Here is a 13,774-nt window from a genome sequence, read left to right on the forward strand (position 1 = left end):
GCGGGCTCCGCCCGCGGCGGCGATTCTGACGGAGATGACGCCGCCCGAATTGACGAACTTAGGTAAGCCTCACCTATAGTGGGAACATGCTCGGTCTCGACCTCACCCTCTCCTACAACGGCGCCCCCGTCGTGCACGGGGCGGAAATCCACCTCGAACCGGGCAAGGTCACCGCCCTCGTCGGCCCCAACGGCAGCGGCAAGTCGACGCTCCTGCGTGCGCTCGCCCGGCTGCACCAGCCCGACGCGGGGCGCGTGCTCCTCGCCGCCGACGACGGGCACACGATCAGCGAGGCAGAGGCAGAGGCAGTGCCGGGGGCCGGGCCCGCCGAGCTGCTCGATCACGGCATCGACGCCGCCACCCTGAGCGGCCGCGACTTCGCCCGCCGGGTCACCCTGCTCGCCCAGAGCCGTCCCACCCCCGGCGGCATCACCGTGCGCGAGCTCGTGGAGTTCGGTCGGCACCCGCACCGCGGTCGGTGGATCGCCGGCGACGCGGGCGGAGCCGGCATCGTCAGCCGGGCCATGGAGCTCACCGGGGTCACGGCCTTCGCCGATCAGCCCGTCGACCGGCTCTCCGGCGGCCAGCTGCAGCGGGTGTGGCTCGCCTCCTGCCTCGCGCAGGACACCGGCGTGCTCCTCCTCGACGAGCCGACGACCTACCTCGACCTGCGCTACCAGGTCGAGCTCCTCGACCTCATCCGCGAGCTCGCCGACGAACACGGCGTGACGATCGGCGTCGTGCTGCACGACCTCGACCAGGCCGCCGCCGTCGCCGACCGCGTGGTGCTGCTCGAATCGGGCCGCGTCCGCGCCGTCGGCACGCCCGCCGAGGTGCTCGTCTCCGATGTGCTGAGCTCGGCGTACGGCATCCGCGTCGACGTCGAGGTCGACGACCGCGGCTGCATCACGACCTGCCCCATCGGGCGTTACAACACCCGCGCACGTACCGAACGTCTCGTCGTCGCCTAGCGACGCCACGACCCATCCACCCCCCTCGCGTGGGACACCCCTGCCTGCGCGCCGATCGAAGGACATCATGAGAAGAGCTGCCGTGATTCGGCCGACCATCGCCCTGACCGCTGCTGCGGCCTCCGTGCTGCTGCTCGCAGGCTGCGGCACCACCGAGAACGCCGGCGAGGCGAGCGGCGAGGCCGCGATCGTCGTCACCGACGACCGCGGCGAGAGCATCGAGCTCTCGGCTCCGGCCGAGAAGATCGTCGCACTCGAGTGGAACACCGCTGAGAACCTCGTCGCACTGGGCGTCATGCCGGCCGGCGTCGCCGACGTCGAGGGCTACACGGACTGGGTGAAGTCCGAGCCGCTCGACGAGGGCGTGACGGATGTCGGCGACCGCGGTGAGCCCTCGGTCGACGCGATCGCCGGGCTCGCCCCCGACCTCGTGCTGACCACGACCGACCTCTCGGAGTCGGTCATCGCCCAGATCGAGGAGTTCGCCCCCGTGCTCGTGGTGCGCGGTGCCGACGCCTCGAACCCCATCGGCCAGATGGAGCTGAACCTCGAGCGCATCGCCACCGTCACCGGCCACGAGGCCGAAGGCGAAGAGGTGCTCGCGGGCTTCCACGAGAAGCTCGCCGAGGGCACCGCCGCGCTCGAAGAGGCCGGTCTCGCCGCTGCGCCGTTCATGATGAGCGACGCCTGGCCGAACGGCGGCCAGGTCTCCATCCGCCCCTTCGCCGAGGGCGCACTGCTCACCGCGGTGACCGAGGAGCTCGGCCTCGAGAACGTCTGGACTGGTGAGGGCGACGCCGACTACGGGCTCGGTTCGACCGACGTCGAGGGCCTCACCACGGTCGGCGACGTGGAGTTCCTCTACATCGCCAACGGCGACATCGACCCCTACCAGAACGAACTCGCCGGCAACGCGGTCTGGCAGTCGCTGCCCTTCGTGCAGAGCGGCAAGGTGCACCGTCTGCCCGACGGCGTCTGGATGTTCGGCGGCCCTTCGTCGATGAACGACTACATCGATGCCGTCGTCGCAACTCTCGCCGCCTGATCAGGCCGCAGCGCTGAATCCCGCGCCGGGCGGGGCCGCTCGGCCCCGCCTCGGCGCGGTACTCCTGCTCGCAGTCGGCCTCGTCGTGGCGACCCTGCTCGCCGCGGTGCATGTCACGCAGGGTTCTGCGAGCGTCGGAATCGTCGAACTGCTCGGCCTCCTCACCGGCGGTTCCGACGACCAGACCGCGGCGGTGCTCGTCGCCTCGCGGATGCCCCGGCTCGCCGCCGGCGTGCTCGTCGGCGTCGCGCTCGGCGTCGCCGGGCTCGTGATGCAGAGCGTCTCGCGCAACGTGCTCGCCTCGCCCGACACCCTCGCGGTGAACGCCGGCTCGTACCTGGCCGTCGTCGCGGTGGCGGCGTTCGGCATCGCCCTGCCGGTCGCGGGCGGCGGAGTCGTCGCCTTCATCGGCGGACTCGCCGCAGCCGGCCTCGTGCTCGCGCTCTCCGCCGGCGGCGGGCGCGGCGGCGGCACCGTGCGGCTCGTGCTCGCCGGGTCGGCCATCGCATTGGCGCTCAGCGCACTCACGACGATGCTGCTCCTGCTCTACCCCGAGCGCACCGAAGGCCTCTACGCGTGGGGCAACGGCTCACTCGCCCAGACGGGCATGGCGCCCATGCTGCAGCTGGGCCCCGTGGTCCTGGTCGCGGTCGCCGCGCTCTTCCTCTTCGCCCGCCAGTTCGACCTCATCGCGCTCGGCGACGACACCGCCACCGTGCTCGGCGTGCAGGTGCGGCGCACTCGGCTCATCGGCATCCTCATCGCGGTGCTGCTCTCGGCCGCCGCGGTCACCGTGGCCGGCCCCATCGGCTTCGTGGGGCTCGCCGCCCCCGCGATCGTGCGACTCATCGCCGTGCGCGTGCCGGGCATGCAGAAGCACGTGCTACTGATCCCCGCGGCGGCCCTGATGGGCGTCATCGTCGTGCTCGGCGCCGACGTGCTGCTGCGACTCGCCTTCGGCGGGCAGACGGCCGTCGAGGTGCCGACGGGCGTCGTCACCACGATCTTCGGCGCGGTGTTCCTCATCGCCCTCGCCCTCAGGGCACGCGCTTCCTCCGAGAGCGGCACCGGTTTCGTGATCGGCGCCGGGCTCTCCCCGCGCGGTCGAGGGCTCGTCATCGCGGCATCCGCGGTGCTGCTCGTCGTGCTGGCCTTCGTGTCGCTGCTGCTCGGCGACGCGAAGCTGCTCGGCGGCGACGTGCTCAACTGGGTCACCGGTCAGGCCGGCCCGCTCGTGGAGTTCGTGATGAACACGCGTGCGCCGCGCGTGGCGGCGGCGATCCTCGCAGGCGCGGCGCTCGCGCTCGCCGGCACGGTCGTGCAGGCCGTCTCGCGCAACCCGCTCGCCGAGCCCGCGATCCTCGGCGTCACCGGGGGAGCGGGCGTGGGCGCCGTGTTCGTGATCACCTTCTGGCCGTTCGCGACATTCCTCGGCGTGACGACCGGCGGCCTCCTCGGTGCCGCACTGGCCGCGCTCATCGTCTTCGGACTCGCACTGCGCGGAGGCCTCGCCTCGACCCGGCTCATCCTGATCGGGCTCGGCGTCTCCGCGGCCGCGGCCGCGATCACCTCGATGCTCATCATCGCGACCGATCCCTACAACGCGGCCAAGGCGCTGACGTGGATGAACGGGTCGACGTACGGCCGCACGTTCCCGCAGCTCATCCCGCTCGCGATCGTGATCCTCGCCTCGGTTCCGCTGCTCGCCTCGGCCCGCCGCGAGCTCGACCTGCTCGCCTTCGACGACGACACCCCCCGGGTGCTCGGCGTGCGGCTCGGCTCGGCACGGCTCGGTCTCCTCGCCGTGAGCGTCGCCCTCACCGCGACCGCTGTCGCCGCGGTCGGCGTGATCGGCTTCGTCGGTCTCGTCGCCCCGCACGCGGCCCGGGCGCTCGTCGGCTCGCGTCATGCCCTCGTGCTGCCGCTGGCCGCACTGCTCGGTGCGCTGCTCGTGTGCGTCGCCGACACCCTCGGCCGCACGATCATCGCTCCGGCGCAGCTGCCCGCCGGCCTCCTCACGGCGGTCGTCGGCGCCCCCTACTTCGTCTGGCTGCTGTGGCGTTCGCGCCGCACCGCCTGATCCCGTTCCGATAGGAGAGACACCCGCATGGCCAAGCCCGGATACCGCGTCTTCGACACCGAGGTCGGTGAGCTCCGACGGATGTCGCCGCACTTCGTGCGAGTGACGTTCCGCTCCGACGACCTCAGGGAGCTCGGCTGGGACGGCCCCGACCAGCGCATCAAGGTCGTGCTGCCGCTCGAGGGGAGCGGATTCGACGCGGTGCCGAGCGATGCCGACTGGTTCTCGGCGTGGCGGGCCCTGCCAGACGACCGGCGAAACCCGATCCGCACGTACACGATCCGCGATGCCCGCCCCGACGCGGGCGAGCTCGACGTCGACTTCGTCGCCCACGGCGACAGCGGCCCGGCGTCGCGCTGGATCTCGGCGGCTCGCGTGGGCGACCGCATGCTCGTCATCGCTCCCGACGCCACGAGCGACGAGGACTCCGGCGGCTGGGAGTGGCACCCGGGCGCCGCACGCACGCTGCTCATCGCCGGCGACGAGACGGCGGTGCCGGCGGTCAGCGCGATCCTCGAGCAGCTGCCGGCCGGCGCGCGAGGCGCCGCGTTCCTCGAGGTGCCCGAGGCCGGGGATGCGCTGCCGCTTCGTGCGCCGGCCGGCGTCGAGGTGCGCTGGCTCCCGCGCGGCGAGCGGAGCACCGACTACGGCGCACGCCTCGTCGAGGCGGTCACCGAATGGGCCGATGCGTGGGTGGCCGCCGACCCGGGGGCGGCGACCGTGCCCGCCACCGCCCCCGCAGCGGTGCGCGAACTCCCGGCGCTCGACGACGACGACGTCTTGTGGGAGGTGCCGGAGGCGGCCGACGACGGCGGCCTCTACGCCTGGCTCGCCGGCGAGGCCTCGGCGATCACGACGCTTCGGCGCCACCTCGTCAAGGGCCTCGGCGTCGATCGCCGACGCGTCGCCTTCATGGGGTACTGGAAGCTCGGCCGCGCCGAGGGGTAGGAAGGTACCCGCCGGCCTCGAGGCCGGCCTCGATCTCGAAGCGGTTCTTCAGCGGGTCGCGACCGGCGATGAAGTACAGCAACGGGAAGAGCATGCCGTACGTCAGCCATTGCTGCCTGTGCACGGCCTCGTGCCCGAGCACCCGGTCGCCGGCATTGTGGTTCGTGAGGTAGCAGCCGCCGACGCACGAGCCGCCACGGCCGAAGGTCCACTTCGGCATGCCGGTGAAGACGATGAGACCGTGCCGGCGCTCGATCGGACCGGTGCTCCAGATGAACCCCCAGATGAAGCCGACGGCCGTCGCCCACCAGTAGCCGAGCCGGCTGACGGGGGAGTCCGTCAGCCTGATGCGAAGCGTGCGGCCGGCGGTGCGGTCGGGCATGGCCCCGCTCACGCGGCCTCCTCCGATTCCGGCTCCGAGGCATCCTTCGCAGCAGGCCTGCCGAGCGCTTCGAGCAGCCGCAACCACACCTCGCTCATCGTCGGGAAGGCCGGAACCGCGTGCCAGAGCCGGTCGATCGGCACCTCGCCGACGATCGCGATGGTCGCCGACTGCAGCAGCTCCGCGACATCCTGCCCGACGAAGGTGGCTCCGACGACCGTGCCCCGCTCCTCGTCGACGACGAGGCGCGCCCGGCCCTCGTAGTCGTCGGCGAGGATGCCGGCGCCGCTGACCGAGGAGAACGCGACGTCTGCGGCGCGCACGTGCAACCCCGCGCGCTCCGCCGCCGCGACGGTGAGGCCGACCGAGACGGCCTCGGGCTCGGCGAAGACGACCTGCGGCACGGCGGAGTGGTCGGCGGTCGCGACGTGCGCGCCCCACGGGTTCGTCTGCTCCGGTCGGCCGAGCGCCCGCGCGGCGATGAGGTCGCCCGCCGCCCGCGCCTGGTACTTGCCCTGATGCGTGAGCAGAGCGCGGTGGTTGAGGTCGCCCACCGCGTACAGCCACGGGCGGTCGTCGTTGCCAGCGGCTCCGGTCACGAGCATCGTGTCGTCGACGTCGACCCAGCCGCCCGGTTCGAGGCCGATGGTCTCGAGTCCGAGGCGTTCGGTGCGGGGCTTGCGGCCCGTGGCGACGAGCACCTCGTCGGCGGTGATGCTCCCGCCGTCGTCGAGGGTGATGACGACCTCACCGGATTCACGGCGTTCGACGAGTGTCGGCTGCACCCCGAGCCGAACGGATGCCCCGAGCCCGCGCAGCCCCGCCGCGACGGCCTCTCCGGCGAACGGCTCCATGCCGCCCAGCAGGCCGCTGCGGGCGAGCACCATGACCTCGGTGCCGAATCCCGCGTAGGCGGTCGCCATCTCGACGGCGACGACCCCGCCGCCGATGATCGCGAGCCGCGCGGGGGGTTCGGTGACGCTCGTGGCCTCGCGGCTCGTCCACGGGCGGGCCTCGGCGAGTCCCGCGATCGGCGGAACGACCGGATCGGACCCCGTCGCGACGACGACCGCGTGGCGGGCGAGGTACACGATCTCGCCGCCGCCCGTGCGCTCGACGACGACGCGGCGCGCGCCGTCGAGGCGCCCGTGACCGCGCTCGAGGCCGATGCCGATGCTCTCGAGCCAGTCGGCGCCGCCCTGATCGCTCCAGTCGGAGACCCAGTAGTCCCTCCGGGCGAGCACTGCCGGCACGTCGAGACCGCCCGTGACCGCCTCACGCGCGCCGCCGACCCGCTGCACCGCACGCAGCGCCGCGGCGCTGCGCAGCAGGGTCTTCGATGGAATGCAGGCCCAGTACGAGCACTCGCCGCCCACGAGCTCCCGTTCGACCAGCACGACCTCGAGCCCGGCGGCACGCGCCCGATCGGCCGCGTTCTCGCCGACCGGCCCGCCTCCGACGACGATGACGTCGACCTCGCGTTGCATCTCGCTCCCCTCCGGCGTGCCGGCTCGTGCCGACGGCCTGCCCTCCAGCCTAGGCAGAAGGAGCGCCTGGGGCATCCCGAATCAGCCCGGTTCCGCAGCGCCCGAGGTGAGTGCGCCGACGAGACGGAGGATCGTCGGCAGATCGTCTTCGGCGGCCTGGGGCGAGGCCGGGGCGAATCCGGCGATCGCGGCGCCGGCGATCGGGAAGCGGGCGACGACGGCGCGCGCGAGCGCGACGAGCTCGGTCGCCCCGATGCCGAACGGCATCGGATACGACAGACCCGCGAGTGCTGCAGGATCGAGCACGTCGAGGTCGATGTGCACGAACACCTGCGACGCACCGGTCGCCTCGAGCGCCGCGATCACGACCGAAGGGTCGGACAGGTCCTCCACCGTGAGCGTCGTCACGTCGTGCTCGTCGATGAAGCGCCGCTCCTCGTCGTCGATGGCACGGATGCCGCCGAGCACGAGCCGTTCCGGGGCGATGCGCGTCTCGGGGTCGAGGGCGAGCCCTGCGGCCCCCTCGCCGACGATCGCGCGCAGGGTCATGCCGCCGAACCCGCCCGAGGGCGAGGTCTCGGGGGTGTTCAGGTCGGGATGCGCGTCGAGCCAGAGCACGGCGAGATCGCCGGCGGCCCGCGCCGAGGCATGGCCGACCGCCGCGAGCGAGGCGCCGCAGTCACCGCCGACCGTCAACGCCCAGTCGGGAACGCGGTCGAGTGCCGCGGCCGTGAGATCTCGCACCCGCACGAGCGTGCTGTAGCGCAGCACGCCGGTGCCGAGGGACTCGCCGGCCTCGACCGGGACCTCGACGGCGACGGTCGACGCGGACGGCAGGTCGCCGAGAATGGCGGCGGCGCCGTCGGCGTGGCTCATGGCGCGGGCGGAAACGGACCCCTGCCACTGGGGGACGACGACGAAGGTTGCTGGCATGTTCTCAAGTATCGCGCGATGCGCGGTGATCCGCTCCGTCGAGCCGCTCGAGACGAGCCCCGCAGGCGAAACGGCCGTGCCGCGCGACTCAGCGCGCGGCACGGCCGTGGTGGTCTCCGTCGCTCCGGAGACGGTCGCTCAACCGGAGATGGCGCCCTGGCCGGAACCGCCCGCCTTGAGCGCGGCGAGCCGTGCGTCGACCTCGGTGAGTTCGCCGAGGTCGTCGAGCTCGTTGAACTGCGCGTCGAGGCTCGATGCGGCGAGCTCGGCCTGGCCGCGCACGACGGCCTCCTCTCGGCGGATCTTGTCTTCGAAGCGGCCGATGTCGCTCGTCGGGTCGAGGATGTCGATCGACTTGACGGCGTCGTGCACCTGCTTCTGCGCCGCCGCGGTCTTCGCCCGCGCGACGAGCTCGGAGCGCTTGTTCTGCAGCTGGACGAGCTTCTCCTTCATGCCGTTGAGGCCCGACTTCAGCTTGTCGACGACCTCGGTCTGTGCGGCGATCTGCGGCTCGGCGGCCTTCGCCTCGTTCTCGGAGGAGATCTGGCGGCTCAGGGCGACCTTGGCGAGGTTGTCGAACTTGTCGGCGCCCGACGCGTCACCGGCGGTGCGCAGCTCGTCGCCCTTGCGGCTCGCCGCGACGGCCTTCTCGCCCCACTCGCGGGCGGCCTCGACGTCTTCGCGGTGGTCGTCTTCGAGCAGGCGCAGGTTGCCGATGGTCTCGGCGATGGCGGCCTCGGCGTCGACGATCGAGTTGGTGTAGTCGCGCACCATCTGGTCGAGCATCAGCTGCGGGTCTTCCGCCTGGTCGATGAGGTTGTTGACGTTCGCCCGCAGGAGCTGCGAGATGCGTCCGAAGATGGACTGCTTTGACATGGTCGTTCCTTTCGTGGTGGTCGGGAGTCGGTCGTGACGATGGCTGGCGGGAGGTCGGTCGTCGCTCGTCGAGCGCAGCGCGAGCCTCAGAATCGGCCTCCGCTTCCGCGCCGGGAGCGTGTCGCGGAGCCGCCGAAGCTGCCGGCGGAGCGGCCGCTCGACCGGCCGCCGCCGAACCCACCGGAGGAGCGGCCGCCGCCGAAGCCGCCGCCGAAGCCGCCGCCGAAGCCGCCGGACGAGCGCCCGCCGCCGCCGAGCACCGAGTTGATGAGGATGCCGCCCAGCACTGCGCCGAACAGGTCGCCGCCCGAACCACCGCCGACGTTGCCGCCGAAGCCGCCGCCCATGCCGCCCATTCCGCCGTCGAAGCCGCCGACGTCGCGCTGGGCGAGCGCCATGGCCTCGGCCGCAAGTCGTTCGGCGCGCTGGGCGGAGGCGAGCGCACTGGGCGGGTCGCTCGCGGCGGCGCCCTGGGCCTCGACGAGCAATCGCCCCGCCTCGGCGAGTCGCGTGCGTGCCTCTGCGCCGATCGCTCCGCGCCGGGCGACGAGGTAGTCCTCGGTGGCCTGCACCTGCGACCTCGCGGTGACGAGCGCGCGGCTGAGCTGCGCCTGCGTGCGGGCGGCCTGCTCGGCGGCATCCCGAACGCTCTGGATGGTCGCATCGATCTGTTCGTCGACCTGCACGAGCCTGGCCTGCAGGGCGATGGGGTCGCGCCCGGCGGCGCCGATGGCCGCACGGATCGAGGAGGCCTCCGACGCGACCTGGTCGGCGAGCGTCGTGGCTGCGGGGTCGGCGAGCCCCCTGGCGGTCGCGACATCCCGGTCGAGGTCGTCGACGCCGGCCGCCACCGACTTGTCTGCGGCCTCGAGGTCGGCGGCGAGTCGCTCGATGGCGGCCGTCAGCAGCTCGGCCTGGTCGACCGCCTCCTCGGCGGCACGGATGCCGACGGCGGCCTGGGCCGCGTCGCCGGCGGCGATCTCGGCGCTCGCACCGGCGAGGGCCTCCCGCGCGAAGCCGATGCGCGACTGCGCCTGCGCGGTGTTGTCGGCGACGGGGGCGATGGCGGATGCCGCATACTGCGCGCTCAGCGCTGCGAGCCGTTGCGCGGCCGGGGCGATCGTCGCCTCGGCCGCGCTCGCCGCAGCCTGGACCCGCGCGAGCTCGGCCGGCGCATCCCGTTCGAGCGCTCGCAGCTCGTCGAACTGCTCGGCCTGCTCGTCGAGGAGCGCATCGGCCTCACCCGACAGCCTGATGATGCCGCCGTACCACTCGCGCCGCTGCTCGTCGGTGTCGGGCGTCGCGTCGTCGAGCTGCTGCTGCAGGGTGAAGGCCTCGGCGAGCTTGGCCTTCGCGTCGACGAGGGCGGCCCTGAACGATTCGGTCGCCGATTCTCCGTAGGAGGCCACGGCGAAGCCGAGCTCCTCCTCGCTCGTCTTCACGGCGTCGTCGGCCTGCACCAGGGCGCTGCCGGCCTGGCGGCGCAGCTCGTCGATCGAGGGGAGCTGCACCTGGGGGCCGGCGCCGACCGCGGTGCGCTTCTTCTTGCGCCGGGCGAGCACGATCGCGATGATGCCGACGACGACGGCGGCGATCACGATGAACCAGACGAATCCCCAGCCGCCGCCCGAGTCGCCGCTGCCGGAGTCTGCGCCGCCACCGGCGATCGCCTCGGCGCCGGCGATCGCGGCGCCGGCCCAGTCTTCGGCGCGGAGCCTCGGCTCGATGACGTCGACGCTGATGCGATCGAGTTCGTCGTCGGAGAGTGCCGCGTCGCTCGCCGCCGAGAGGAAGTAGGCGCGGCCGTCGACGGCGACCGCGAGCAGGTAGTCCGCACTGCCGAGGTTGTTCGACACGGCGGTCTCGTCGGCCCATTCCACCGCTGACGAGGGGTTCGTGAACTCGTCGACGTACGCGACGAACAGCTGGCGACCGCTGCGGTCGGCAGCTGCGTCGAGGGCCGCGACCACTTCATCGGTATCGCCGCCCAGGGCGCCGACCAGGTCGACCACGGGCGACGAGCCGAAGGCGACCGGGTCTTCAGCCCACGCGACGGTCGTTGCGCCGGTGCCGATCACCGCCCCCGCGATGATCGCGAGAGCCGCGGACCACTTGCGTACTGCGTGCATGCACCAGTGCCTTTCCCCGTCCGAACGGACGATTCCGAGTCTATGGCGAGGCCGTGCGCGCCGTCCACGCCGCCCGCCCGCTCGGCTCGGGGGAGTCAGCCGACGACGATCGGCGCCGGTCGCGAGATGAGGTGGCCGGTCGACCCCTGCCGCGCCTTCGAGAACATGACGACGGCGCTCACCTCGTACGCGCCGGGGGAGAGGGCGGGCAGGTCGGCCGGCAGCGCGGGGCCGAGCTCGTCGTCGGCCGAGCATCGTCTCGTCTCGAAGGTGCCGGTGAGTTCGATCGACGCACCGGGTGCGAGTTCGATGGCTCGGCTCTCGGGGGCGGCATCGCCGCTCGAGTGCCATACGGCGATGCCCGCCTCGGCGACCGTGAGCGCCGGGGCGAGCCTGAGCTCGCCGCCGACCGGGGCATCTCCCGTGTTCGTGACCGTGACGAGGGCGTCGACGGATGCCCCGGCCCCGACGGTCGCGGGAGTGGTCACCGTCACCGTGAGCGGAACCATCGCGGCGTCCGTCGCAGCGGCGATGGGAGCGCCGCACAGGTTGACCCGCTCCGGGGCGGCGAGTTTCAGGCCGAGGGCATCGCCGGTCGCCGACTCCGGAACCGTGCCGGCCGCCGGCGACTCGCTGAGCGAGGCATCGCCCGCCGTCGTGGACACACCCGGTCCGAGCCCGCCGAGGCCCGCACTGACGACGATGCCGCCGGCGCCGAGCACGATCACCGCCGCCGCTGCGCCGCCCACGATCGCCGTGCGCCGGGAACGCCGCCGGGCCCGGCTCGCCGAGAGCACGGCGTCGACGTCGATGGGCCGCGGCGCCGCGGCATCCGCCGACGCTGCGAGCCTCTCGCCGATGCCGTCGCCCGAACCGTTGCGCTCGGGTGCCGAGCCGTTCCGCTTACCTGCCGACATGGGTGCCTCCTGTTCGCGCGGCGCGCTCGCCCGCCGGATCCATCGCCGAGGAAAGCGCCTTCAGCCCGTCACTGAGGTATCGCTTGACCGCGCCCGAGCTGATGCCGAGCACCGCGGCGATCGCGTCCACCGTCAGGTCGTCGTAGTAGCGCAGCACAATGCACGCCGCCTGGCGAGGAGCCAACTGCCGCACGCGGGCGGCGAGGTCGAGCCGCTCGTCGCTCCGTGCCGCAGGGGACTCGACCGAACTGGGAGCGAGCGCGAGGTGCCGCACCCGACGCCAGGTTCCGTTGCGCCGCGAACGGTCGATGACGGCGTTCAGGATCGCACGGCGCACGTAGGCCTCGGCGCGGGGCAGAGTGAGCCCCATGCGCGGGCGACCGAAGGTGCGCACGAGGGCATCCTGCACGAGGTCGGCCGCATCGTCGACACTGCCCGTCAGGAGATAGGCGTAGCGGCTGAGGGCATCGCCGCGCTCGACGACGAGCGCTGTCGCCACGGCGTCCCACGACCCGGTCACGCGAACTCCTCCCGACGGCGGTGATCGACCCGTCACCTGTTCAGACGATCGAGCGAGAGGATTCGTTGGGGCCGGGGACGAGAAAAGCCCCGGCCGACGGCCGAGGCTTCTCGATTCCGGTGCTGAACCGACGCGAAGCGCCACCACCACCCACAACGTGCCCCCGGAGGGATTCGAACCCCCGACCTACGGTACCGGAAACCGGCGCTCTATCCCCTGAGCTACGGAGGCGCACAGCTAGAGACATTACCACTTCACGCACCTGCTCCCGACCCGCCGACGACGCTCGGCAGCGTCAGGAGAGGCTGAGCCGGGCGACGGTGCCGAGCAGGTCGTCGCGCACCTTCGCGGTCAGGAACGCCCTCGCGCCGTGCAGCACCGGGTCATCCTCGACCCGGGTCGAGACGACCTCGGGATACCAGCGGCTGAGGCGGCGGATGCCGCGTTCCACGGCCGCGGCGAGCGCCTGACCGCCGACGATCGCGGTGGGCCCGGCGAGCACGAGGCGGCCGGGATCGAGGGTCGCGAGCAACGGCAGCGAGATGTGGGCCACGCGCTCGCCGAGCTCTTCGATGATCGCGTCGCGGGCCTCGCTCGCCGCGATCGCCTCGAGTGCCGAGCGGTGGTCGACGGAGGCGAGTCCGTGTGCTGCGGCCATCCGGCGCACCGCAGCAGCGCCCGCCAGGTCTTGACTCGTGACGGCGTGCTCGTCGAGGGCCTGCGCCGCAGCCGAGAGGGGAAGGAAGCCCACTTCGCCGGCGCCGCCGAAACTCCCGCGGTGCAGGTCGCCGGCGACGTCGAACGAGGCGCCGACGCCGTTGCCGAGCCAGAGCAGCGCGAACACGTCACGCCCTTCGCCGGCACCGGATTCGCGCTCGGCGATCGCCGCGAGGTTCACGTCGTTCTCGACGAAGACGGCCACGCCGAGCTCGGTCTCGAGGGTGCGGCGGAGGCCGGTGACCGGCCAGCCGGGGAGGGTCTCGCTGAAGAGCGTGCCCGCTTCGCCGGGGTCGACGTACCCGGCCGTGCCGATGCACACCGAGTGCACGACCGCCGGATCGGTGCCCGCGGCCTCGCTCGCGTCGCGGATCGCGTCGCGGACCTCGCGCACGGCGTCGCGCTGCGCGGGGTCGGCCGACAGCGTGGTGCGCACGACCGGCCGCTCGCCGCCGGCCGCGTCGACGACCGACGCACGCAGTTCCTCCGCCTCGATCGCGATCGCCACGCCGAGCGGCCGGTCGGTGCGCGCGGCGTAGAGCGTGGCGCTGCGGCCGGGGTTGCCGGCGACCTGGCCGCGCTCCTCGATGACGCCGGCGGCGATCAGCCGGCTCATCATCATCGAGGCAGTGGGCTTGGAGACGCCGACGAGCTCGCAGATGCGGTTGCGGGTCAGCGGTCCGTGGTCGAGCAGCGCCGAGAGCCCGACGCGGTCGTTGACCGCGCCGAGCCACGACGGCGTGCCCTGTGCTGTTCGCATGTTCGGTGC

General features: G+C 72.8%; 12 protein-coding genes and 1 tRNA gene. 4 read left to right on the forward strand and 9 right to left on the reverse strand.

Features of this window, described 5'->3' with window-relative positions:
* Positions 1–86 precede the first annotated feature (86 nt).
* The 4 genes from DCE93_RS04655 (at position 87) to DCE93_RS04670 (ending at position 5,044) form a co-directional block, all read left to right on the forward strand.
* Positions 87–971, forward strand: a complete 885-nt coding sequence (locus DCE93_RS04655; protein ID WP_108594855.1) for an ABC transporter ATP-binding protein — start codon at positions 87–89, stop codon at positions 969–971.
* Between the two features lie 82 nt (positions 972–1,053).
* Complete coding sequence (locus DCE93_RS04660; protein ID WP_338027610.1) at positions 1,054–2,016, forward strand: iron-siderophore ABC transporter substrate-binding protein; 963 nt, start codon at positions 1,054–1,056, stop codon at positions 2,014–2,016.
* Entirely contained in the window at positions 1,988–4,096 is a 2,109-nt protein-coding gene (locus DCE93_RS04665) for an iron ABC transporter permease (RefSeq protein ID WP_108594857.1), read from the forward strand. Before DCE93_RS04660 ends, DCE93_RS04665 begins: the two co-directional genes overlap by 29 nt.
* Before the next feature lie 27 nt (positions 4,097–4,123).
* A complete protein-coding gene (locus DCE93_RS04670; RefSeq protein ID WP_108594858.1) occupies positions 4,124–5,044 on the forward strand; it encodes a siderophore-interacting protein in 921 nt (306 codons plus the stop codon).
* On the opposite strand, the gene DCE93_RS04675 is transcribed toward DCE93_RS04670, so the two are convergent.
* The 9 genes from DCE93_RS04675 to DCE93_RS04715 all read right to left on the reverse strand — a co-directional run bounded on the left by DCE93_RS04675 (position 5,007) and on the right by DCE93_RS04715 (position 13,765).
* Entirely contained in the window at positions 5,007–5,426 is a 420-nt protein-coding gene (locus tag DCE93_RS04675) for a Fe-S oxidoreductase (RefSeq protein WP_108594859.1), read from the reverse strand. The two genes, DCE93_RS04670 and DCE93_RS04675, sit on opposite strands and share 38 nt — an antisense overlap.
* Positions 5,427–5,434: 8 nt before the next feature.
* On the reverse strand, positions 5,435–6,913 hold the full coding sequence (locus DCE93_RS04680) for a dihydrolipoyl dehydrogenase family protein (protein ID WP_108594860.1): 1,479 nt from the start codon (positions 6,911–6,913) through the stop codon (positions 5,435–5,437).
* Positions 6,914–6,994: 81 nt separating this feature from the next.
* Entirely contained in the window at positions 6,995–7,846 is an 852-nt protein-coding gene (locus DCE93_RS04685; protein ID WP_108596591.1) for an arginase family protein, read from the reverse strand.
* Between the two features lie 138 nt (positions 7,847–7,984).
* Positions 7,985–8,722: a PspA/IM30 family protein gene (locus DCE93_RS04690; RefSeq protein WP_108594861.1), complete on the reverse strand. Its 738-nt coding sequence runs from the start codon at positions 8,720–8,722 to the stop codon at positions 7,985–7,987.
* Between the two features lie 86 nt (positions 8,723–8,808).
* Positions 8,809–10,851: a TPM domain-containing protein gene (locus DCE93_RS04695; protein ID WP_108594862.1), complete on the reverse strand. Its 2,043-nt coding sequence runs from the start codon at positions 10,849–10,851 to the stop codon at positions 8,809–8,811.
* A gap of 95 nt (positions 10,852–10,946) precedes the next feature.
* Positions 10,947–11,768, reverse strand: a complete 822-nt coding sequence (locus DCE93_RS04700) for a hypothetical protein (protein WP_108594863.1) — start codon at positions 11,766–11,768, stop codon at positions 10,947–10,949.
* The gene (locus DCE93_RS04705) at positions 11,755–12,288 is read right to left on the reverse strand and encodes a sigma-70 family RNA polymerase sigma factor (protein WP_108594864.1); all 534 of its coding nucleotides are present in this window, start codon (positions 12,286–12,288) and stop codon (positions 11,755–11,757) included. Before DCE93_RS04705 ends, DCE93_RS04700 begins: the two co-directional genes overlap by 14 nt.
* 158 nt (positions 12,289–12,446) lie before the next feature.
* Positions 12,447–12,519: transfer RNA gene (locus tag DCE93_RS04710), tRNA-Arg, on the reverse strand.
* A 64-nt stretch (positions 12,520–12,583) separates the two neighbouring features.
* A complete protein-coding gene (locus DCE93_RS04715) occupies positions 12,584–13,765 on the reverse strand; it encodes an ROK family transcriptional regulator (protein ID WP_108594865.1) in 1,182 nt (393 codons plus the stop codon).
* Between the last annotated feature and the right edge of the window lie 9 nt (positions 13,766–13,774).

It is taken from the genome of Agromyces badenianii, assembly GCF_003070885.1.
GTDB classification, from domain to species: domain Bacteria; phylum Actinomycetota; class Actinomycetes; order Actinomycetales; family Microbacteriaceae; genus Agromyces; species Agromyces badenianii.